Here is a 20,357-nt window from a genome sequence, read left to right on the forward strand (position 1 = left end):
GTGTCGCTCCTTTTAACCGAGCAGCCGCTCGTGGACCACTTTGCCGCCGTGGGTCAGGCGGATGGCGTTGCCGATTTCCTCGTCCAGCACCGGGCGGCCTTGTTCCTTGTCCCAGAACGCGTTGAGGAAATTGTACAGGTTGCGGGCAAACAGCGCCGAGGTATCGGCGGGCAATTGCGCGGGTGTGTTGCTGTAACCCACCACTTTGACCCCATGGATTTCCACCACCTGGTCGGGCACCGATCCTTCGACATTGCCGCCCTGGGCGACCGCGAGGTCATAGATCACGCTGCCCGGTTTCATCGTTGCAATCTGCGCGTCCGAAATCAGGCGCGGCGCAGGCCGGCCCGGGATCAGCGCGGTGGTGATCACGATGTCCTGCTTGGCGATATGGCTGGACACCAGCGCGGCCTGTGCGGCCTGGTATTCGGGGCTCATTTCGGTGGCATAGCCGCCCGCGCCCTCACCCTCGATGCCTGCGACATTTTCCACGAAGATCGGCTTGGCGCCCAGCGACTGGATCTGTTCCCTGGTGGCCGATCGCACGTCGGTGGCCGACACTTGCGCGCCCAGCCGGCGTGCGGTGGCGATCGCCTGCAGGCCGGCAACGCCCACGCCCATCACGAATGCCTTGGCCGCGCTGACGGTGCCGGCGGCGGTCATCATCATCGGAAAGGCGCGGCCATACAGGTTGGCGGCGATCATTACCGCCTTGTACCCGGCCAGGTTGGCCTGGCTAGACAGGATGTCCATCGATTGCGCGCGGGTAATGCGCGGCATGAATTCCATCGCCAGCGCCTCAAGCCCGGCGGCCGCATAGGCGTCCACGCGATCACGATGCCCAAACGGATCAAGCCCGGCCACCACCCATGCGCCGGGCTTTGCGCCGGTCAGCAGGTCCGGTTCCGGCCCTTGCACGCCGAACACGATGTCCGCGCCTTGCGCCGCGCCGGTCGTCGCAATGCGCGCGCCCGCCGCCACATAGTCGGCATCGGCGATCGATGCGTTAAGGCCGGCACCGGTCTCGACCGTAACCGCAGCGCCCAGCGCGATCAGCTTTTTGACCGTTTCCGGGGTTGCGGAAACGCGGGTTTCACCCTGCGCCCGTTCGGCCAGGACGGCGATTTCGATCGGCTGTGCCACGCTGCGCGCGATCAGTGAATCAGGAACACGACAAACGCGGTGATCAGAATGATCACCGGAACCGAAATCTTGATCAGACCAATAAACCCGTCATAGGTCGCGCGCGCGGCCTTCATGTCGTTTGCCGATGCCATGTCAAACACCCCTTAAAATTGCTTGCGCAAATTGTTGATCCCCTGCCCGTCGTTGCCGACGGTCCTGACGCCCCTCTATCGATCCCATCCACCATGCTCAAGCGTCAAGCGACTTTCGCGGCTTTAATCCGGTTTTTACCCACTTGGGCGTAAGCGTTCACGACAAGGTCGGTATCGAACCGCGAAATTTCGCGTGTTTTCGGTTCTGGCGCGCGGGAAACGGACCGGATGGCGAATGTCTGACATCGAAGATCGCCTGTTGATGCTGATCGATGACGAACCGGCGCAGATCCGGCTCGTGTCGGCGCTGGCCGCGCGCGAAGGGTGGCGCACGATTGTGGCGCGCGATTCGGAAACCGCGATTGCCATGCTCGGCACGCGCCAGGGCATGCGGCTGGGCGCGATCATCCTGGATCAATGGGTGCCGGGTGAAGCCGCCTGCGACCTGATTTCCGAATTGAAGGCGCGGCGCCCGGCGCTGCCGATCCTGATGATCACCACCAGTTCTTCGCCGCTGCTGGCGGTAGAGGCGATGCGTGCCGGCGCGACCGATTACCTGATCAAGCCGGTTGCGCCCGATCGGCTGATCCAGGCCCTGCGCGCCGCGACCGCACCCGAAGTGCAAAGTTCCGAACTGCATCCGCTGACCGAAAAGCTGGGCGCAGCGCTGGATTTCGATTCGATGATCGGCGCAACATCGTCATTCCGCACCGCGCTGGCGGTGGCGGCCAAAGCGGCGCGGACCCACGCCCATATCCTGATCGAGGGCGAAAGTGGCACGGGCAAGGAAATGCTGGTGCGCGCGATGCAGGCGGCATCCCCGCGGGCAAAGCTGCCGCTGCGGATCATCAACGCCGGGGGCATACCGCCCAACCAGATCGAATCCGTGCTGTTCGGCCACGAAAAGGGTGCCTTTGCCGGCGCGTTTGAACGGCTGGTCGGCGCGTTGCAGCATGCCGATGGCGGGACGCTGGTGATCGACGAAATCGACCGCCTGCCGCTGCCAGTGCAGGAACGGCTGGCGCAATTCATTGCGCGCGGCGATGTGCAGCCGATTGGCGCGCGTCATTCGTTCCGGCTGGATGTGCGGCTGTTCATGTGCAGCAACGTGCCGCTGAAGGATCTGGCGGAGGCCGGGCTGTTTGACCCGGATCTGCTGGCGCGGCTGTCGATCAACCAGGTCCGCCTGCCCACCCTGCGTGAACGCGTGGGCGATATTCCCGCGCTGGCGCGGCACTTTCTGGCGCGGATCGGCGAACAGCCGGGGCTGCGGCCGCTGGGCATTACCGATGGGGCGCTGTCGCTGCTGGCGGCCTATGACTGGCCGGGCAATGTCCGCCAGTTGCAGGCCACGCTGTTTCGCGCTGCGGTATTCTGCGATGGCGAAGCGCTGACCGCGCAGGATTTTCCCCGACTGGCCAACCTGCTGGGCGAAACCGCGCGGGTGCATCAGCCGATCAGCGATGGCGCCGGGGTCCTGCTGTTTGGCCCCGACGGCAATCTGCGCCCGCTGGAAGATATCGAGGCCGATGTGATCCGGCTGGCGATCGGGCATTATCGCGGGCGCATGACCGAAGTCGCGCGGCGGCTGGGGATTGGCCGATCGACGCTCTATCGCAAACTGTCGGAACTGGGCATCGACAACGCGGCCTGATCGGCTTGGTCCGACACGACAGTGTCGGACCAAGCCGATTAATCCACAATCTGGCTGAAATCGGTCAATGCCGCATCGCGCAGGCCGCGCCACACCTGCACCGCCTGCACGGTTTCAGGCACATCGTGCACGCGCAACACATGCGCGCCGCTGTCCACCGCACGCATGGCCAGCGCCAGTGATCCCGGCATGCGTTTGTGCGCCGGCACTTCGCCCGCCAGCGCGCCGATCATGCGTTTGCGGCTGGCGCCAAACAGGATCGGTTGACCCAGCGCGAGCAGCAAGGGCAATGCGTTGATCAGGATCAGGTTTTCGGCCAGCGTTTTGCCAAAGCCGATACCGGGATCGATCAGGATGTTATGCCGCGCGATCCCTGCCGCCAACGCCGCATCGCGCCGTTCGCGCAAGGCATCGAACACATCGAGCGCGACATCGCGGTATTCACCATCGGCATGCAGGTCGCTGGCGTCGCCGGGTGCATGCATCAGCACCACGGGCACGCCGCTTTGCGCCACCAGCGCCATCGTGCGCGGGTCGTGGCGCATCGCCGACACATCGTTGACGATATGCGCGCCGGCCCGCAGCGCAGCGCCAATCACGCTGGCGCGCCGGCTGTCGATTGAAATTGCCGCGCCGGCGCGCGCCAGGTTTTCGATCACCGGCACCACCCGGCGTTCCTCATCACCTTCCCACACCGCCGCCGCGCCGGGGCGGGTGGATTCGCCGCCGACATCGATGATCGCCGCGCCGGCCGCGAGCATGGCATGCGCATGGTCGAGCGCGGCATCGGGCTTGTCGAGGAATTTGCCGCCATCGGAAAAACTGTCGGGGGTAACGTTCAAAATGCCCATCACCACCGGCTGATCCAGCCGCAGCACGCGCGGGCCACATACCAGCGGGGGATGCGCCCGCGCCAGGTCATGCCATTGCATGGTGGCCTCTGCCGCCAGCGCATCGGGCAGCGCAGCGATTGCGGCGGGCACATCGTTTACGCCCAGGCGTTGTCGCGCGACGACGCGGCCATTGCTCCGCCGGATCAGCGCAAAGCGGCTGGCCCAGCACAGGCTTCCCCCCAGCCGCACCACTTCGCCCAGTTCGCTTTGCGGGCTTTCTGCCAGCGCAATCGGGCGGATATAGATTTGGTCGGTCATGCCGGAACGCGCGAATTTTGGGTGTGATCCCACACTGGGCCCGCTCGTCCTGAGCCTGTCGAAGGACGCGCACAAATCCAGGCCCCAATCACCGGGAACAACCGTCGCGCGTGTCCTTCGACAGGCTCAGGATGAGCGAAACCGGTTTTGTTTGGCAAGCAATCGGAATGCAGCACTGCCATCAATCCTCGGTCGCCAGCAGGTACAATTGCCGCAGTGCATCCAGCGGCTTGATCGCGCCCTCGTGTTCGACATGCCAGAATGTCCAGCCGTTGCACGATGGCGCGGTCTGCACCGCCGCGCCCACACCATGGATCGATCCTGGCCCGGCGCCGGCATCGATCGATCCATCGGCGCGCACATGGGCAATGAACAGCCCCTTGCGGTCAGACAGCCGGGCGCCAGGGGTGATCCAACCTGCCTCTACCAGTTGACCAAACGCCACGCGGCGCGCGGTGCGGCGGCTTTGCATCGTTTTCAGCGCGGTTTCATCCAGCGGCAGCGCCATCGCGATGCGTTCCTCGGCCACCGCGATATAGTCGGCTTCGCGTTCGCAGCCGATCCAGTCGCGGCCCAGCCGTTTGGCCACCGCGCCGGTGGTGCCGGTGCCAAAGAACGGATCGAGCACGACATCGCCCGGATTGGTGGTGGCCAGCAGCACGCGGTACAACAACGCCTCCGGCTTTTGCGTGGGGTGGGCTTTGGTGCCGTCCTTGCGGATACGTTCGGCGCCGGAACAGATCGGCAGCACCCAGTCAGACCGCATCTGCAGTTCGTCGTTCAGCGTTTTCATCGCGCGATAGTTGAAGGTGTATTTCGATTTTTCGCTTTTCGATGCCCAGATCAGCGTTTCGTGCGCGTTGGTGAACCGCGTGCCCTTGAAATTGGGCATCGGGTTGGCCTTGCGCCAGACGATGTCGTTCAAAATCCAGAACCCCATGTCCTGCAACAGCGCGCCCACGCGAAAGATGTTGTGATAGCTGCCGATCACCCAGATCGATCCATCGGGTTTCAGCAGGCGGTGCGCCTGGGTCAGCCATTCGCGGGTAAACGTATCGTACGTGGCAAAGCTGGTGAACTTGTCCCAGTCGTTGGTTACGGCATCGACCGCGCTGCCATCGGGGCGCGCCAGATCGCCGCCCAGTTGCAGGTTGTACGGCGGATCGGCAAAAATCATGTCGATCGATGCCGACGGCAGTGCACGCATCGCTTCGATACAATCGCCGCGCAGGATCTGATTGAGCGGCAGCGGGCAGGCTGGCGCGGGGATGGCACGGGCACGCGGTGTCCGCTCTTTTACCAGAACTGTCATGACGCCCGTGCCTTTCGCTGCAATGGCGTCGATTCTGAATCATCCGGGACTCGCCGTCAAGCCTCGACTCGCGGTGAATCCACGAGTCGCACTGAATCCAAAACGGGAACGGAACGAGTCCGTGCGCCATATCTTGTGGCCAGGGCCCGGTTCGGCACGCCACATCTTGTGGGCCGGCCGGAACAAAAAAATATCGGCGCGATCAGGTCCGTAAAGATTCGGCCACCGGGCGAAAGCTGCGTCGGTGCAGTGGGCACGGGCCGTGGCGTTGCAGCGCAGCAAGATGTTCGCGCGTGCCATAACCGGCGTTGCGGTCCCAGCCATACATCGGCCATTGCTGCGCCGCGGCGTGCATGATCGCATCGCGGTGCTGCTTTGCCACGATCGACGCGGCCGAAATGGCGGGTTCGCTGGCATCACCACCCACGATCGCGCGCGCCGGCCAGCGCCAGTCGGGATGACGCCCGTGCGGGGTCATGTTGCCATCGATCAGCACCACCGCCACCTCATCATCCGCACCCACCAGCGCGGCGACGGCCATGGTCATCGCCTGCATCGTCGCCGCAAAGATGTTGATCCGGTCGATCTCTTCGGCGTCGACCAGGCCAATGCCCCAGCGGCAGGTGGCGCGGATCAGGGGATCAAGCACCGCCCGCCGCCGCGCCGACAATACCTTTGAATCCGCCAGGCCATCTGGCGCCCCTGCCCCCAGCACGACTGCGGCGGCCACCACCGGCCCGGCCAGCGGCCCGCGCCCGGCTTCATCAACCCCGATGATCAGGCCGTTTGCACGCAAGATGATTGGACAGGACACGGCCACGACCTCTATCGCGCGTCATCCGCACTCATCAAGCAAAGATCCCTCACGCATGCCGTTTGATCCCACCCGCGTCGATTGCTGGATATTCGATCTGGACAACACGCTGTATCCCAGCCGCGTCAACCTGTTCAGCCAGATCGATGTGCTGATGGGGCGGTTCATCGCCGAATTGCTGGGGTGCGATCTGGACGAGGCGCGACGCGTGCAGAAACTGTATTTCCACGATCATGGCACCACGCTGGCCGGGCTGATGCATTACCATGCGGTCAATCCGCGCGAATTCCTCGACTATGTGCACGCGGTCGACATGTCGGTGCTGGCCGATGCGCCACGGCTGGCCGACCGGTTGATGGCACTGCCGGGGCGCCGGCTGATCTTTACCAACGCCGATGCCACTTATGCCGCGCGCGCGCTGGATGCGCTGGGCATTGCCGATTGTTTTGAAGGCGTGTGGGATATCCACGCGATGGAATACCGGCCAAAGCCGGAAATGCACGCCTATGCCGGGCTGATCGCCCATTTCGGCATTGATCCGGCACGCGCAGTGTTTGTCGAGGATACCGCGCGCAACCTGCCCCCGGCCAAGGCGATCGGCATGCAGACGGTGTGGATCGACATGGCCACCGAATGGGGCGACCGCGCCAAGGATGATACGGCGATCGACGTGCAGATCGATGACATGCCCACCTGGCTGGACGCCGTCGCAGGCGAACTTGCCCAGGCGCGCCGGCTGGGCTAGTCGCAGCGGCAATACCAACCGTTCAGGAAAATGTTGCGATGACCGACCAGCTTGCCGCCGCGATCGATGCCGCATGGGAAAACCGCGCCGCTGTCACCCCGGCCAGCGCCGATGTGCGCGAACTGGTCGATGCCGCACTCGATCTGCTCGACAGTGGCAAAGCCCGCGCGGCCGAACCGGTCGATGGCGAATGGCGCGTCAACCAGTGGCTGAAAAAGGCGGTGCTACTGTCATTCCGCCTGAACGACAATGTGCTGGTCGATGGCGGCGCCGCGGGTGCGCCGGCGTTCGACAAAGTGCCATCCAAATTTGCCGGCTGGGGCGAAAACCGCTTTCGCGATGCCGGGTTTCGGGTGGTACCGGGTGCAGTGGCGCGGCGCGGCGCCTATATTGCCAAAGGCGTGGTGCTGATGCCCAGTTTCGTCAACATCGGCGCGTTTGTCGATGAAGGCACGATGGTCGATACCTGGGCCACGATCGGATCCTGCGCGCAAATCGGCAAAAACGTGCACATTTCGGGCGGCGCCGGCATTGGCGGCGTGCTGGAACCGCTGCAGGCCGGCCCGGTGATCATCGAAGATGGCGCGTTCGTGGGCGCGCGGTCGGAAGTGGCAGAGGGCGTGATTGTCGGCACCGGCGCAGTGCTGTCGATGGGGGTGTTCCTGGGCGCATCGACCAAGATCATCGATCGTGCCACCGGTGAAGTGCATATTGGCCGGGTGCCGCCCTATGCAGTGGTCGTGCCGGGATCGCTGCCGGGCAAGCCCCTGCCCGATGGTTCGCCAGGGCCGTCGCTCTATTGCGCGGTGATCGTCAAGACGGTCGATGCGCAGACCCGCAGCAAGACCGCCATCAACGAACTGTTGCGCGATTGACCGCGGCGGAACTGATCGCCGCGCTGGACCTTGCGCCGCATCCCGAAGGCGGATGGTTTCGCGAAACCTGGCGTGCCGATCCGCCGGCCGGCACCCCGTCGCCTGCGCGCGCGGCGGGCACGCTGATTCATTTCCTGCTTGAATCCACCCAGAGTTCGCATTGGCACCGGGTCGATGCGCACGAAGTGTGGTGCTGGCAGGGCGGCGACCGGCTGGATCTGGAAATCGCAGCGGACGATGCAGGCCCTGTCCGGACTGCAACGCTGGGCCCCGATCCGCTGGCCGGTGACCAGTTGCAGGCGATTGTCCCGCCCGGGCACTGGCAGGCGGCACGCCCATGCGCGGGATCGCATGGTTATGCGCTGGTATCGTGCGCAGTCATGCCCGGGTTTGTGTTTGCTGGGTTTGAATTGGCCCCGCCGGAGTGGTCGCCGGGCCAGCCGCTGCGGGTAAATGACGCAGGTGCTGCCTGCCATAGTGGGTAGGAACCGGGATAGGTTTCAAATTGCTCCTTATTAAATCAATGTATTTCAATTAAAGTGCATTTTGCGCAATCGCTGGCGCGTGGAAAGCATTTGCGACTTCGCAGCTGCAGCATAAATGGGTGCTCACACCAGAACGCAACCGGATATCCCTGATCCGGTGATCGCGGGTTCGCCCTGCCTGGTCGAGGAGTAACGCCATGTTCAAGACTTCACTGATCGCCGCCACGTTGCTCGTTGCTGTTGCCCCGACCATGGCGCTGGCCGCCAATGATGACGCGGCAAAGTTCACCCACAAGGGCGTGGAATACAACTACACCACCGAAGACGCCAATGGCGACAAGGTTGTGCGCGGCACCGCCTATGCCGGCAAGGTTCCGTTTGAACTGCACATCCACAAAAAGACCGTGACCGGCACGTTCAACAACAAGCCGGTCGAATTTGACCTGGCCGAAGTGAAAACGCTGGGCATCGACGCCACCAACTGATCGGTTGGCCTTTGCAAACGGCCCCTGCGCATTGCGCGGGGGCCGTTTTCGCGTCAGGCAGCGTCAGCCGGGCAAGGCTTCAAAGCCAGGAATGCCGGGCAAATCCACCCACGCCTGCTTGCTTTTGAGATAGTATTGCGCTGTCGGCGCAAAGTCTGCGGTATCGTCCAGCGTCCCGGCCTTGATGAACACCATGCCCGGCATCGCCTCTGGCAGCGAAAACAGCGGCGATCCGCAGGTCGCGCAGAACTGGCGATGCACCGCCGCACCGCTGTCACCTTGGTCGATATAGGTTTTGGGCTCTCCGCTGATTGACAGCGCGTCAGTCATGACGCCAATCAGCATCGACCACGCGCTTCCCGCCTGGCGCTGGCAATTCTTGCAGTGGCACACACCACTCATCAGCGGCGCGCCGTTCACCGTGTAGCGCACCGCCCCGCACAGGCAGCCGCCGGTTCTTGTGTCGCTCATCCTCACCCCCTTCAGTTTGTTATGACGCCAGTCTGCGCCGACAGCATGGCAAGGGCAAGTTTGTCGTCAGGCCCTGCGCCAGGGGCTCGCCAGTGGCGCGCGCCAATCCGTCCAGGCGGGGTCTGGACATTAATCGCATGATTAAGGATAGTCGGTGAAACCTGCGCCCACCCGCAATCCGCCTGAAAGCACAGCCATGGCCACAACCGCACCCGACGCAACCCGCGCGATCAACCCGTTCGATGTCAGCCAGAATGCGCTGTATACCGATGACACCTGGCGCGAACCGTTTGCACGGCTGCGCGCGAAAATGCCGGTCAGCTGGTGCCCGCAAAGCCCGTTTGGCGCCTATTGGTCGGTGGTCACCCATGCCCCGGTGATGGAGGTCGAACTGGCCCCGCAGGTATTTTCCAGCAGCCACGCGCTGGGCAACATCACCATCGCCGATACCCCGCCCGAAACCAGCCTGGCCAATTTCATCGCGATGGATGCGCCCGGCCATACCGAACAGCGCAAGGTGGTGGCGCCTGCGTTCAGCCCCAGCCAGATGGTCAAGGCCGATGCCCTGGTGCGCCAGCGCACGCACGAACTGATCGCCCGGTTGCCGGTGGGTGAAACGTTTTGCTGGGTCAACGACGTGGCGATCCCGCTGACCATCGGCATGTTGTGCGTGCTGTTCGATTTTCCGTGGGACGAACGCGCCGATCTGAAACTGTGGTCCGACTGGGCCAGCAATGTGCAACCAGACCGTGATGCCGATTACAACCAGCGATTTCTGGCCGAAATGCAACGGATGCTGGTACGGTTCGATGCGCTGATGGATGACCGACGCCAGCGCCCGCCCAGCGATGACCTGTTGTCCCGCATGGTGCACAGCACCGCGATGGGCAATCTGAACCCGTTTGAACGCATCAGCAATCTGGCACTGCTGGTGGTGGCAGGCAACGATACCACGCGCAATTCGATGGCCGGATTGGTGGAGGCGCTGGCGCGCTATCCTGCGCAGCTGGATATCCTGCGCGCCGATCCATCGCTGATCGCCAATGCCGCGCAGGAGATTGTGCGCTGGCAATCACCGGTGACGCATATGCGCCGCACCGCCACTGCCGATTACACCCTGCACGGGCAGACCATCCGCGCCGGCGAAAAAGTGGTGATGTGGTATATTTCCGCCAACCGCGACGAAACCGTGTTTGCCGATGCCGAACGTTTTGATGTGACGCGCGACAACGCCCGGCGCCACCTTGGTTTTGGCCACGGGTCGCACCGCTGCGTGGGTGCGCGCCTGGCCGAAGTCCAGCTGGCCACGCTGATCGAGGAATTGGTCTCCCAGCGCATTCGCGTCGTACCACAAGGTGAACCGACGCGGCTGGCCAGTTCATTCCTGCATGGGTTTACCCAGATGCCGGTGCAAATCATTCGAGAATAACAATTTGTTCCACTGGGCGTTGGTTGACAGGGGGCGGCCCCCCCCCGGCGTCCATGCTACGCAGCTTTCAACGCCTTTGACAAAAGCCCTGGTTGCACCGGCGCGGGCCAGGCCCTACTCGGCTTAGGCGTCGGTTTAGGCAATGGGCGAGAGGACAAGCTGACACCGCGACCACCGGTGATGGTCCTGCCCGCGCGCATGGCAAAGGGTGTTGAGCGATGAAGCGAGCATGTGTGATCGGGTCGGGTTTTGGCGGCATGGCACTGGCCATCCGCCTGCAATCGGCCGGAATTGCCACCACCGTGGTGGAGGCGCGCGACAAGCCCGGCGGGCGGGCCTATCACTGGCAGCGCGACGGCTTTACCTTTGACGCCGGGCCGACGGTGATCACCGACCCGCCGTGCCTCGAGGAATTGTGGGCGCTGACCGGGCACAAACTGTCCGAAGATGTCGAACTGATGCCGGTCATGCCGTTTTACCGGCTGAATTGGCCCGACGGCACCAATTTTGATTATTCCAACGATGAAGCGTCGCTGCGCAGCGAGATCGCCAAAATCAATCCGCGCGACGTGGCGGGGTATGACGAATTTTTTGAATATTCGACCGGCGTGCACCGCGAAGGCTATATCAAGCTGGGGTCGGTGCCGTTTCTGGATTTTGCCAGCATGATCAAGGCAGCACCCACGCTGATGCGCTATCAGGCGTGGCGCTCGGTCTATTCGATCGTGTCGAAATTCATCGAGAATGACAAACTGCGCGAAGCGTTCAGTTTTCACTCGCTGCTGCTCGGCGGCAATCCGATGTCTACCAGCGCGGTCTATGCGCTGATCCACAAGCTGGAAAAGGACGGAGGGGTGTGGTGGGCCAAGGGCGGCACCAACCAGCTGATCGCCGGGATGGTGCGGCATTTCGAACGGATCGGCGGCGAAATGCGCGTGGGCGACGCGGTTACGCGGATCGAAACGCTGGGCAACCGTGCCACTGGCGTCACCACCGCCAGCGGCTGGACCGCCAATTTCGATGCGGTCGCGTCAAACGCCGACCTGGTCCATTCGTACCGCGATCTGCTGTCCGACAATGGCCATGCCAAACGGCACACCAAAAAACTGCTGCGCAAAAAGTTTTCGCCCAGCCTGTTTGTTGTCCATTTTGGCGTTCAGGGCACCTGGCCAGGGATCGCCCACCATATGATCCTGTTTGGCCCGCGTTACAAAGGCCTGCTGGACGACATCTACAAATATGGCGTGCTGCCGCAGGATTTTTCGATCTATCTGCACCACCCGACCGTGACCGACCCGAGCATGGCGCCCGAAGGGATGAGCACGTTCTATGCGCTGGTGCCGGTCGCACACCTGGGCAAGCTGCCGGTGGACTGGAACGAGATCGGACCGATCCTGGAAAAGCGCGTGCTGGACGAAGTCGGCCGGCGGCTGATCCCCGACATCCACAGCCGTATCGTAACGAAATTTCACTATACCCCGCTGGATTTCAGCCAGGACCTGTCGGCCCATCTGGGCAACGCGTTCAGCCTGGAACCGCTGTTAACGCAAAGCGCGTTTTTCCGCGGGCACAACCGTGACGATGCCATTTCCAACCTCTATCTGGTTGGCGCCGGCACCCATCCCGGGGCAGGGATTCCGGGCGTCGTCGGCAGCGCCAAGGCCACCGCAAAACTGATGGTGGAGGATCTTGCGTGAAGCGGATTGCAGTCTATTGCGGATCGGCCACCCCGCATGACGACCGTTACGTAACGCTGGCGCGTGACGTCGGCGCCACGCTGGCACGGCGCGGGATCGGCGTGGTCTATGGCGGCGGGCGCCTGGGGCTGATGGGCGCAGTGGCGACCGGCGCGCTGGCGGCGGGTGGCGAGGTGATCGGCGTTATTCCGCAGGCGCTGGCCGATGCCGAAGTGGCCAATGCCGAATGCACCGAATTGCGTGTGGTAACGGGCATGCATGCGCGCAAACAGGCGTTTACCGATCTGTCCGACGGCTTTCTGACGCTGCCAGGCGGGGTCGGCACAATGGACGAACTGTGGGAAGCGGTCAGCTGGGCGCAGCTGGGATACCATACCAAGCCGGTCGGACTGTTGAACGCGTTCGGTTTTTTCGACCATCTGCTGGCGTTCAACCGTCACATGACGGACACGGGGTTTGTCCGCCCGGCCCATGCCGGGATCATTCTGGCCGAACCCGATCTGGATCTGTTGCTGGCACGGATGGCCGCGCACCAGCCGCATGTGCCGATTTTTGCGATGAACGCAGGCGATCTGTAACACGCGATGGACCGCCGGACTCGTCTCGTAACGCTGGCCGCAGCGATGATCGGCAAAGGATCCAAAAGCTTTGCCGCCGCCAGCCGGCTGTTTGACCGCACCACGCGTGAACGCGTGTGGCTGCTCTATGCGTGGTGCCGCCGCTGCGACGATCTGATCGATGGCCAGGATCTGGGCGGCGATATGGGTGACCAGTCCGCCGTTACATCACGGTTGCAGCAGGTGCGCGCGCTGACCACGCTGGCGCTGACCGGGGGCGACACGGGAGAGCCGGCGTTTGATTGCCTGGGCGTGGTGGCGGCCGAAACCGGGCTGACGCAAGACATGGCCGATGCCGTGATTGCCGGGTTTGCGCTGGATGCGCGCGGCTGGTCGCCACAGACAGAGGCCGACCTGATGCAGTATTGCTGGCATGTCGCGGGCGCGGTCGGGGTGATGATGGCGGTGGTCATGGGGGTTGACCCCGATGACGACGAAACGCTCGATCGGGCGTGCGACCTGGGCCTGGCGTTTCAGCTGGCCAATATATCGCGCGATCTGGCGGAGGATTTTGCCGCCGGGCGCTGTTACCTGCCCGCGCAATGGCTGGCCGAGGCGGCAATTCCCGCCGGCGACGCGTTGAACCCGCGTTACCGTGACGCGCTGGCCGGGCTCGCCGCGCGCATGTGCGGCATGGCGGCGGCCTATGAAAGCTCTGCCCGCATCGGCGCACGGCGCCTGGAAATGCGCCAACGCTGGGCGATTCTGGCGGCAGCAGGGATCTATGGCGATATTGCGCGGCTGGTGAAGCGGCGGGGTGCCAATGCGTGGGACACCCGCACGGTGGTCAGCACCACGCGCAAAATAGGGTGGATCGGTCGGTCGCTGGTGCAGACCATGCTGCCCGTTACGGCACGGATGCATGAACTGGCGGCACCGCGCCGTCACACCCGTCACGAACTTGCCCAACGCGTGGCGTAACGTAACAAACAAATCGTGATTGACGTCACGGCGGGGTGTAACCGGATGGCGTTTGATAACGAAATAGCGGATGTTATCCTGAAATACCTCTGGTGAAAGCGCGCATATGCCCGATCCTGCCCCACGATCCGATCTGGTCTATCGCACGCGCCTGCCGGTGCGGCTGTGGCATTGGACCAATGCCGTGACACTGTTCATCATGCTGATGACCGGTCTGATGATCTTCAACGCCCACCCCCGGCTGTACTGGGGGGCCTATGGTGCGAATTTTGATCACGCCTGGCTGGAAATCGGCAACCATGGCACTAACGGCTACCTGACGATCGCGGGGATTGAAGTGCCCACCACCGGTGTGCTGGGCTATGCCATGGGCACGGCCGAGGCGTTTCCCCCGCTGGTCACGCTGCCCGGGCAATACAATGTACCGGTGGCGCGCATCTGGCATTTCTTCTTTGCCTGGGTGCTGGTCAGCGGGTGGATGGCGTTCGCAATATATTCGCTTTTTTCCAAACATTTGTTCAATGATCTTCTTCTGAAATGGGAAGAAGCAAAACCGGCATCGCTGTGGCATGATATCAAGGCGCATGCGCGGTTGCATCTGCCCAAGGGCGAAGCTGCACGCCATTACAATCCCTTGCAGAAACTGGCCTATCTGGGCGTGCTGCTGGCCGGGCTGCCGCTGATGGTGCTGACCGGGTTGACCATGTCACCGGCGATGGATGCGGCCTGGCCATGGTTGCTGGTGCTGTTCCACGGCCGCCAGTCGGCCCGATCGCTGCATTTCATCGTGGCCGCCGGGCTGGCGCTGTTCATCGTCGTGCATCTGACGATGGTGCTGCTGGCCGGGCCAATCAACGAACTGCGATCGATGATCACCGGCTGGTACCGCCTGCCGCCAGAGGACATTTTGCCAGAGCCAGCCCGGTCAGAGCCAGCACAGATGGAGGAAGGGGCATGACCGGTTCGGTAACACGGCGCGGGCTCTTGGCTGGATCGGGCAGCCTGCTGCTGGCGGGTTGCGACAAATGGACCACCGCGCCGCAGACGTTGGACGTGCTGTCGCTGGGGGAAAAGGCCTCACGCAGTGCGCAGCGGTTGCTGGTGGCGGATCGTCAGGCGCTGGCACCCGAATTCACCCGCGCCGATCTGTCGCCAGTCTTTCGCGTGAACGGTTCGGCGCGCGCTGATTCTGCCGATTATGTCCGCCATGCCGCCAGCCATTTTGCCGATTGGACACTCACATTCGACGGGCTGGTCAACCAGCCGCTGGCGCTGTCCATGGCGCAATTGCGGGCCGCACCAGCGCGCAGCCAGATCACCCGTCACGATTGCGTCGAAGGGTGGAGCGCGATCGGTGAATGGCACGGGGTGCCGCTGGGTCTGCTGTTGCGCCGCGCCGGGCTGTCAACCCGCGCACGCTATGTGGTGTTTCACTGTGCCGACACGCTGCTGGGCAAACCCTATTACGAAAGCATCGATCTGGTCGATGCCTTTCACCCGCAGACCATCCTGGCCTACAGCCTGAACCGCGCGCCGCTGTCGATCGGCCACGGCGCGCCGCTGCGGCTGCGGGTTGAACGCCAGCTGGGTTACAAACAGGCCAAATATGTCATGCGCGTGCAGGCGGTCGATACGCTGGCGGGCCTGCACGGCGGCAAAGGCGGGTTTTGGGAAGATAACCACAATTACCAGTGGTACGCGGGGATCTGACCCTCATCACGTCTTGACGATGCCGCGCTCGATCAGGCTGCGCGCGCAATCAACGATCGAATCTTCAACCGGGCGCGTTTTCCAGCCCAGCACGGCCAACGCGTGCCCGGCATCGGCATCGCGCACATTGCCCAGTTCACCGACGATCTGCCGGATCATCGGATTGAACAGTGCAGAAAACCGTACCAGCCAGTCGGGCAAGCGCCGTGTCGGGACCTTGCGCGATTGAACGGGCAACCGTGCCTTCAGCACGCGGGCGACTTCGATCAGTTTGAAAAACGGCCCCGATGCGATAAAACGTTCGCCGGCGATCCCCGGCGCGGTCAGCGCGCGCACATGCAGATCGGCGCAATCGCGCACATCGACGATGCCGAACCCCAGATCGGGGCACCCCGGCAGCAACCCGCCCAGCAATTGCCGCACCACTTCGATTGATGGCGAAAAATCGTCGGTCCACACCGGGCCCAGCACTGCCGCCGGATTGATCGACACGAATTCCATCGCCCCGCCCCCGCCTTTGCCCTCTGCCGCAATCCAGTCGCGCGCCGCACGTTCGGCAATCGTCTTGGATTTTACATAGGCATAGACGTCGGACCCGGTGACATCGGTCCAGTCGGCTTCGGTAAAGCGGTGGTGGCCCTTGCCATGGCCATAGGCGATCGCAGCGACTGACGAGGTTTGCACAAAACGGGTGACCCCGGCGTCACGCGCAAACCGAAGCGCGCGCAACACGCCATCGCGCGCCGGCACGATCAGATCGTCTTCGTGACGCGGCGCTTCGGTGCTGAACGGCGATGCCACGTGGGCGACATGGCTGCACCCGGCCATCGCCTCTGCCCAGCCGGCATCGGCAGTCAGGTCGGCAACGAAGAACTGCAAGGATTGCGTGTCACCACCCAAAAGCGCGCGCAAACCGGCCTCACGCGCCGGGTTGCGCACGGTGGTGCGCACTTGCCAGCCTTCGGCCAGCAGCTGTTTGATGACGAACCCGGCGATATAACCGCTGCCACCACTGACCAGAACCGTGCCTGTCATCGTTTAAAACCCGATCATGATGCGGCGCGCCAACCATGGCGCAACCTGGTTTACCGCGGCCAGCACGCGCACCATGCCGACATTGGCCTCATTCGCATTGGCGCGCATGGCCGCGACAATCTGCCGCGCGCATTCCTGCGGCGGCAGCTTGCGCCCGCTGCGCGTGGTGGTCATCGCGGTATCGACCAGTGGCGGCAGTGCCTCCAGCACATGGATGCGCGTGCCCTTCAACTGCGCGCGCAGCGACTGGGTATAGCTGCGCAAGGCTGCCTTGGTCGCGCAATAGACTGGCGATCCCGCGCTGGGCGCTATCGCCAGCCCCGATGTGACATTGACGATCATCGCCTCTGGCCGGGTCTGTAACGCGGTCATCAGCGCGGTGATCAGCCGGATCGGGGCATGCAGGTTGAGCCAGATGGTGCGTTCGTCATCCGCGACATCGGGCAGCCCAACGCGAAAATCGTGATCGGTGCCCATCCCGGCATTGTTGACCAGAATGTCGATCGATCGTTCGGACAGTCCGCGCAGCACCGCCTCCACCCCGTCGGGCCTGGTCAGATCGGCGCTGATCACCGCAAACCCGTCGCCGCGCGCACGCGCCAGCCGGTCCGGATTGCGCCCGGTCACGATCACTTCTGCGCCCAGCGCCTGCAATTGCAGCGCGATCTGGCGCCCGATACCATCCGTTCCGCCGGTGACCAGCACCAGCTTGCCCGCAATCTGCATCCCTGTCCCCTGTTGTTCTTTATGCTTTAGCGCATCAGCACCAGTTCTTCGGCCATCGACGGATGCAGCGCGACCGTCGCATCAAAATCGGCCTTGGTCAGCCCGGCCTTGACCGCAATCGCCGCTGCCTGAAGGATTTCGGGCGCATCGGGGCCGATCATGTGGATGCCCAGCACGCGGTCGGTTTCGCCATCGACCACGAGCTTATAAAACCCGCGTTCAACGCGTTGGCTGAAAATGTTTTTCATCGGCCGGAAATCCGATGTGAACACCTTGATGGCGGCAAACTGTCGCCGCGCTTCCGCCTCGGTCAGGCCAACTGCGGCCAGCGGCGGTTGCGAAAACACCGCACTGGGGATGGCGTCATAGGATACCGCGGTCTTTTTCCCGGCGTATTGCGCATCGGCAAAGGCGTGGCCTTCGCGGATTGCCACCGGGGTCAGCTGTACGCGGTCGGTGACATCGCCCACTGCGTAGATGCTGGGGCACGCGGTGCGGCCATCGCCATCCACCGGCACTTCGCCGCGATGGCCCAGCGCAATGCCGGCCTGTTCCAGCCCCAGCCCGGCGGTGTTGGCGCGACGGCCCGCCGCCACCAGCACGACATCGGCCGGCACGGGTTCGCCGCCATCGCCCAGGTGCACCAGCAGGCTGCCGTCAGCGCATTTTTCCACGCGATCAAGCGTGGCGTGAAACCGATAGGCAATTCCGCGCGCACGCGTCAGCGTCAGCAGCCGGTCGCGCAGATCGATGTCGTAACTGCGCAGGATTGCGTCGCTGCGGTTGACCACCGTCACTGCGCTGCCCAGTGCGTTGAAAATGCCGGCGAATTCCAGCGCGATGTACCCGGCGCCGGCCACCACCACGCGGCGCGGCAGCGTTGGCAGGCCGAACACCTCGTTCGATGTTATGCAATGCTCTGTACCGTCAAATTCGGGCATGATCGGCCAGGCGCCGGTGGCCACCAGGATGGTTTTGGCGGTGACCGTCTGGCCGGTGCTTTTCATCCGCACACTGTTCGGCCCGGTCACTTCGGCCCGGTCAAGGTATTGCGCGACCTGGTTGGTGTTGAGCGTGCTGGTATAGGCAAGGTTGATGCGGTCGACATCGCGCGCAACGGCGTCGCGCAAGGTGGGCCAATCGAATGTTGCGCCCGCAATGGTCCAGCCATAATCGCCGGCATGCGCCAGATCGTCGGAAAACTGCGCGGCATAGACCAGCAGCTTTTTGGGTACACAGCCGCGGATGACGCAGGTGCCGCCGATACGGAATTCTTCGGCCACGGCCACCTTTGCGCCATGCCCGGCGGCGATCCGCGCAGCGCGCACCCCGCCCGAACCCGCGCCAATCACAAACAGGTCGTATTCGAATTGCGCGTCGTTCACCGTCATGCTCCGATCCCGGCCGCCGCCAGCAGCGCTTCGGTCGATGGGTCAAACCCCTCGCCCCCGCCACTGTCGATCTGCTTGGCGATTTTCTTGCCCAGTTCGACGCCGAACTGGTCAAACGGGTTAATCCCCAGCATCATCGCCGAAACAAACACGCGGTGTTCGTGGAACGCGATCAGCGCGCCCAGCGTCGCGGGGTTCAGGTCATCGGCCAGCATGGTCGCCGAGGGACGGTTGCCCGGATAGGACCGCGCGGCATCATCGGCAGCGGCCCCGGCCATCAGCGCGGCGCCCTGCGCAAAACAGTTCGACAGCAGGATCTGGTGATGCACCGGGTCCAGATCGTGGCCGGGGATTTTCACCGCCAGAAAATCGACCGGAATCAGGTGCGTGCCCTGATGCAACAGCTGAAACACCGCATGTTGCGCATCGGTGCCCACCCCGCCCCAGGTTACCGGCGCGCTCGGCCGGTTGAGCGGCTGGCCATCGGCAGTCACGCTTTTTCCGTTCGATTCCATTTCCAGCTGCTGCAAATAATCGGGAAACAGCGCCAGCCGCTGATCATAGGCAAACACCGCACGCGACTGGCACCCCAGCGCCTGGGTATAAATCAGATCCGCAAAGGCGGCACGCACGACGACATTGCCGGCCAGCGGGGTTTCGATGAAATGCAGGTCCATCGCCTTGGCACCGGCCAGAAATTCGGCAAACCCGGCATAGCCCAGCGCCAGCGCAATCGGAAAACCGATCGACGACCACAGCGAATAACGCCCGCCGACGCTTTCCGCAAAGGGCAGCACGCGGGTGTCATCCACCCCCCATTCCACCGCCTTTTCGGGTGCTGCGGTCAGCGCCACTACCCGCCCATAGGGGTCCTCCACCCCGCCTTCGCGCAACCAGTCGAGCGCAGAGGCGGCGTTGGTCATCGTTTCGGTGGTGGTAAAGGTCTTTGATGCGATCGCGATCATGGTCGTTGCCGGATCACACGCACGGCACGCGGTTTCCAGTGCGCAACCATCGATGTTGGACACCACATGCACCGCGACGCGCGCACCATCGTGGGTCAGCGCGTCGATCGCCAGCGCCGGGCCCAGCGCCGAACCGCCAATGCCGATATGGATCAGTGAACGGACTTCGCCAAACAGGCCTTCGTGGATCGCCTCGACCAGCGCCTCCATCCGCGCCTGCAGCGCCTCGGCCTCGACCACGCTGGCGGCATTGCCCACCCCGCGCTGGGCGGTGTGTTCGGCGGCGCGGCCCTCGGTGTTGTTGATCGGTTCGCCATCGATCAGTTGCCGGCGCTTTTCGGTAAACTGCTGCACATCGGCCAGCCGGGTCAGGATCGCCTCTGCCGCCGGGTACAAATGGGTTTTGGACCAGTCGAACCGAATCGCTCCGCCCGGCAGCCCCAGCGTGGTCGAATAGCGCGCCAGCCGGTCCGGCGCGGCAAACAGCGCCGCCAGCGCCGGAAATTCAAGCTGCTCAAACTGTTCCCACAGCGCAGCAGAGGTATCGGTCATCATGCACTCCAACGGATCACGCCCAAACAGGCTTTCCCCCTTGTG

At 63.5% G+C, this 20,357-nt stretch carries 21 protein-coding genes; 11 read left to right on the plus strand and 10 right to left on the minus strand.

The annotated features are described in order from the left end of the window. Positions 1 to 12: 12 nt before the first annotated feature. Both ABWP89_RS02485 and ABWP89_RS02490 read right to left on the minus strand, forming a co-directional pair. Positions 13 to 1,131 carry an NAD(P) transhydrogenase subunit alpha gene (locus ABWP89_RS02485; RefSeq protein ID WP_353227190.1) on the minus strand — a complete coding sequence of 373 codons (1,119 nt, stop codon included), beginning with the start codon at positions 1,129 to 1,131 and terminating at the stop codon, positions 13 to 15. 23 nt (positions 1,132 to 1,154) lie between these two features. After that, the gene (locus ABWP89_RS02490) at positions 1,155 to 1,277 is read right to left on the minus strand and encodes a hypothetical protein (RefSeq protein ID WP_353226950.1); all 123 of its coding nucleotides are present in this window, start codon (positions 1,275 to 1,277) and stop codon (positions 1,155 to 1,157) included. Positions 1,278 to 1,512: 235 nt separating this feature from the next. Between ABWP89_RS02490 and ABWP89_RS02495 the strand changes: the two genes are divergently transcribed. Next, the gene (locus ABWP89_RS02495; RefSeq protein ID WP_353226951.1) at positions 1,513 to 2,931 is read left to right on the plus strand and encodes a sigma-54-dependent transcriptional regulator; all 1,419 of its coding nucleotides are present in this window, start codon (positions 1,513 to 1,515) and stop codon (positions 2,929 to 2,931) included. 38 nt (positions 2,932 to 2,969) lie between these two features. Here ABWP89_RS02495 and folP read toward each other — a convergent pair whose 3' ends face one another. From folP to rnhB, 3 genes are all read right to left on the minus strand, one after another. Further along, positions 2,970 to 4,082, minus strand: coding sequence for a dihydropteroate synthase (gene folP / locus ABWP89_RS02500; protein ID WP_353226953.1), 1,113 nt, complete (start codon positions 4,080 to 4,082; stop codon positions 2,970 to 2,972). A 181-nt stretch (positions 4,083 to 4,263) separates the two neighbouring features. Then, positions 4,264 to 5,394 carry a site-specific DNA-methyltransferase gene (locus ABWP89_RS02505; protein WP_353226955.1) on the minus strand — a complete coding sequence of 377 codons (1,131 nt, stop codon included), beginning with the start codon at positions 5,392 to 5,394 and terminating at the stop codon, positions 4,264 to 4,266. Positions 5,395 to 5,596: 202 nt separating this feature from the next. Continuing rightward, the gene (gene rnhB, locus ABWP89_RS02510) at positions 5,597 to 6,208 is read right to left on the minus strand and encodes a ribonuclease HII (protein WP_353226957.1); all 612 of its coding nucleotides are present in this window, start codon (positions 6,206 to 6,208) and stop codon (positions 5,597 to 5,599) included. 55 nt (positions 6,209 to 6,263) lie between these two features. Here rnhB and ABWP89_RS02515 point away from each other — a divergent pair, with 55 nt between their 5' ends. The 4 genes from ABWP89_RS02515 (at position 6,264) to ABWP89_RS02530 (ending at position 8,798) form a co-directional block, all read left to right on the plus strand. Beyond that, positions 6,264 to 6,953 (plus strand): pyrimidine 5'-nucleotidase, encoded by a 690-nt coding sequence (locus ABWP89_RS02515; protein WP_353226958.1) that lies wholly within the window; start codon positions 6,264 to 6,266, stop codon positions 6,951 to 6,953. 38 nt (positions 6,954 to 6,991) lie between these two features. Beyond that, complete coding sequence (dapD, locus tag ABWP89_RS02520) at positions 6,992 to 7,828, plus strand: 2,3,4,5-tetrahydropyridine-2,6-dicarboxylate N-succinyltransferase (RefSeq protein WP_353226960.1); 837 nt, start codon at positions 6,992 to 6,994, stop codon at positions 7,826 to 7,828. Next, positions 7,825 to 8,313 carry a cupin domain-containing protein gene (locus ABWP89_RS02525; RefSeq protein WP_353226961.1) on the plus strand — a complete coding sequence of 163 codons (489 nt, stop codon included), beginning with the start codon at positions 7,825 to 7,827 and terminating at the stop codon, positions 8,311 to 8,313. The genes dapD and ABWP89_RS02525 overlap by 4 nt, the downstream gene beginning before the upstream one ends. Before the next feature lie 197 nt (positions 8,314 to 8,510). Next, positions 8,511 to 8,798 carry a hypothetical protein gene (locus tag ABWP89_RS02530; protein ID WP_353226962.1) on the plus strand — a complete coding sequence of 96 codons (288 nt, stop codon included), beginning with the start codon at positions 8,511 to 8,513 and terminating at the stop codon, positions 8,796 to 8,798. Between the two features lie 63 nt (positions 8,799 to 8,861). Here the strand turns inward: ABWP89_RS02530 and ABWP89_RS02535 are convergent, their stop codons facing one another. Continuing rightward, positions 8,862 to 9,269 (minus strand): GFA family protein, encoded by a 408-nt coding sequence (locus ABWP89_RS02535; protein ID WP_353226963.1) that lies wholly within the window; start codon positions 9,267 to 9,269, stop codon positions 8,862 to 8,864. Between the two features lie 196 nt (positions 9,270 to 9,465). On the opposite strand from ABWP89_RS02535, the gene ABWP89_RS02540 reads away from it, so the two are divergent. From ABWP89_RS02540 to ABWP89_RS02565, 6 genes are all read left to right on the plus strand, one after another. Continuing rightward, the gene (locus ABWP89_RS02540; RefSeq protein WP_353226965.1) at positions 9,466 to 10,698 is read left to right on the plus strand and encodes a cytochrome P450; all 1,233 of its coding nucleotides are present in this window, start codon (positions 9,466 to 9,468) and stop codon (positions 10,696 to 10,698) included. A 218-nt stretch (positions 10,699 to 10,916) separates the two neighbouring features. Beyond that, positions 10,917 to 12,395: a phytoene desaturase gene (locus tag ABWP89_RS02545; protein WP_353226966.1), complete on the plus strand. Its 1,479-nt coding sequence runs from the start codon at positions 10,917 to 10,919 to the stop codon at positions 12,393 to 12,395. Beyond that, positions 12,392 to 12,973: an LOG family protein gene (locus tag ABWP89_RS02550; RefSeq protein WP_353226968.1), complete on the plus strand. Its 582-nt coding sequence runs from the start codon at positions 12,392 to 12,394 to the stop codon at positions 12,971 to 12,973. Before ABWP89_RS02545 ends, ABWP89_RS02550 begins: the two co-directional genes overlap by 4 nt. A gap of 6 nt (positions 12,974 to 12,979) precedes the next feature. Then, complete coding sequence (locus tag ABWP89_RS02555; RefSeq protein ID WP_502915213.1) at positions 12,980 to 13,933, plus strand: phytoene/squalene synthase family protein; 954 nt, start codon at positions 12,980 to 12,982, stop codon at positions 13,931 to 13,933. A 106-nt stretch (positions 13,934 to 14,039) separates the two neighbouring features. Beyond that, positions 14,040 to 14,891 (plus strand): cytochrome b/b6 domain-containing protein, encoded by an 852-nt coding sequence (locus tag ABWP89_RS02560; RefSeq protein WP_353226971.1) that lies wholly within the window; start codon positions 14,040 to 14,042, stop codon positions 14,889 to 14,891. Next, entirely contained in the window at positions 14,888 to 15,643 is a 756-nt protein-coding gene (locus ABWP89_RS02565) for a molybdopterin-dependent oxidoreductase (RefSeq protein ID WP_353226973.1), read from the plus strand. Before ABWP89_RS02560 ends, ABWP89_RS02565 begins: the two co-directional genes overlap by 4 nt. A 6-nt stretch (positions 15,644 to 15,649) precedes the next feature. Here the strand turns inward: ABWP89_RS02565 and ABWP89_RS02570 are convergent, their stop codons facing one another. Genes ABWP89_RS02570 through pgi form a run of 4 tightly spaced genes read right to left on the minus strand, consistent with a single transcriptional unit; the run spans position 15,650 to position 20,312 of the window. Continuing rightward, a complete protein-coding gene (locus ABWP89_RS02570; protein WP_353226974.1) occupies positions 15,650 to 16,678 on the minus strand; it encodes an NAD-dependent epimerase/dehydratase family protein in 1,029 nt (342 codons plus the stop codon). Positions 16,679 to 16,681: 3 nt separating this feature from the next. Then, positions 16,682 to 17,404, minus strand: a complete 723-nt coding sequence (locus tag ABWP89_RS02575; protein WP_353226975.1) for an SDR family oxidoreductase — start codon at positions 17,402 to 17,404, stop codon at positions 16,682 to 16,684. 26 nt (positions 17,405 to 17,430) lie between these two features. Beyond that, positions 17,431 to 18,795 (minus strand): glutathione-disulfide reductase, encoded by a 1,365-nt coding sequence (gene gorA, locus ABWP89_RS02580; RefSeq protein ID WP_353226976.1) that lies wholly within the window; start codon positions 18,793 to 18,795, stop codon positions 17,431 to 17,433. Next, entirely contained in the window at positions 18,792 to 20,312 is a 1,521-nt protein-coding gene (gene pgi / locus ABWP89_RS02585; protein WP_353226978.1) for a glucose-6-phosphate isomerase, read from the minus strand. Before pgi ends, gorA begins: the two co-directional genes overlap by 4 nt. Between the last annotated feature and the right edge of the window lie 45 nt (positions 20,313 to 20,357).

Origin of the sequence: Novosphingobium sp., assembly GCF_040398825.1 — a bacterium.
Lineage (GTDB): Bacteria > Pseudomonadota > Alphaproteobacteria > Sphingomonadales > Sphingomonadaceae > Novosphingobium.

Coding starts and splice junctions, on each gene's coding strand:
- ABWP89_RS02545 (WP_353226966.1), top strand. CDS start 10,917: ATGAAGCGAGCATGTGTGATCGGGTCGGGTTTTGGCGGCATGGCACTG.
- pgi (WP_353226978.1), bottom strand. CDS start 20,312: ATGACCGATACCTCTGCTGCGCTGTGGGAACAGTTTGAGCAGCTTGAA.
- ABWP89_RS02555 (WP_502915213.1), top strand. CDS start 12,980: ATGGACCGCCGGACTCGTCTCGTAACGCTGGCCGCAGCGATGATCGGC.
- ABWP89_RS02505 (WP_353226955.1), bottom strand. CDS start 5,394: ATGACAGTTCTGGTAAAAGAGCGGACACCGCGTGCCCGTGCCATCCCC.
- ABWP89_RS02565 (WP_353226973.1), top strand. CDS start 14,888: ATGACCGGTTCGGTAACACGGCGCGGGCTCTTGGCTGGATCGGGCAGC.
- ABWP89_RS02495 (WP_353226951.1), top strand. CDS start 1,513: ATGTCTGACATCGAAGATCGCCTGTTGATGCTGATCGATGACGAACCG.
- ABWP89_RS02490 (WP_353226950.1), bottom strand. CDS start 1,277: ATGGCATCGGCAAACGACATGAAGGCCGCGCGCGCGACCTATGACGGG.
- ABWP89_RS02535 (WP_353226963.1), bottom strand. CDS start 9,269: ATGAGCGACACAAGAACCGGCGGCTGCCTGTGCGGGGCGGTGCGCTAC.
- ABWP89_RS02575 (WP_353226975.1), bottom strand. CDS start 17,404: ATGCAGATTGCGGGCAAGCTGGTGCTGGTCACCGGCGGAACGGATGGT.
- ABWP89_RS02540 (WP_353226965.1), top strand. CDS start 9,466: ATGGCCACAACCGCACCCGACGCAACCCGCGCGATCAACCCGTTCGAT.
- ABWP89_RS02560 (WP_353226971.1), top strand. CDS start 14,040: ATGCCCGATCCTGCCCCACGATCCGATCTGGTCTATCGCACGCGCCTG.
- dapD (WP_353226960.1), top strand. CDS start 6,992: ATGACCGACCAGCTTGCCGCCGCGATCGATGCCGCATGGGAAAACCGC.
- folP (WP_353226953.1), bottom strand. CDS start 4,082: ATGACCGACCAAATCTATATCCGCCCGATTGCGCTGGCAGAAAGCCCG.
- ABWP89_RS02515 (WP_353226958.1), top strand. CDS start 6,264: ATGCCGTTTGATCCCACCCGCGTCGATTGCTGGATATTCGATCTGGAC.
- ABWP89_RS02530 (WP_353226962.1), top strand. CDS start 8,511: ATGTTCAAGACTTCACTGATCGCCGCCACGTTGCTCGTTGCTGTTGCC.
- gorA (WP_353226976.1), bottom strand. CDS start 18,795: ATGACGGTGAACGACGCGCAATTCGAATACGACCTGTTTGTGATTGGC.
- ABWP89_RS02570 (WP_353226974.1), bottom strand. CDS start 16,678: ATGACAGGCACGGTTCTGGTCAGTGGTGGCAGCGGTTATATCGCCGGG.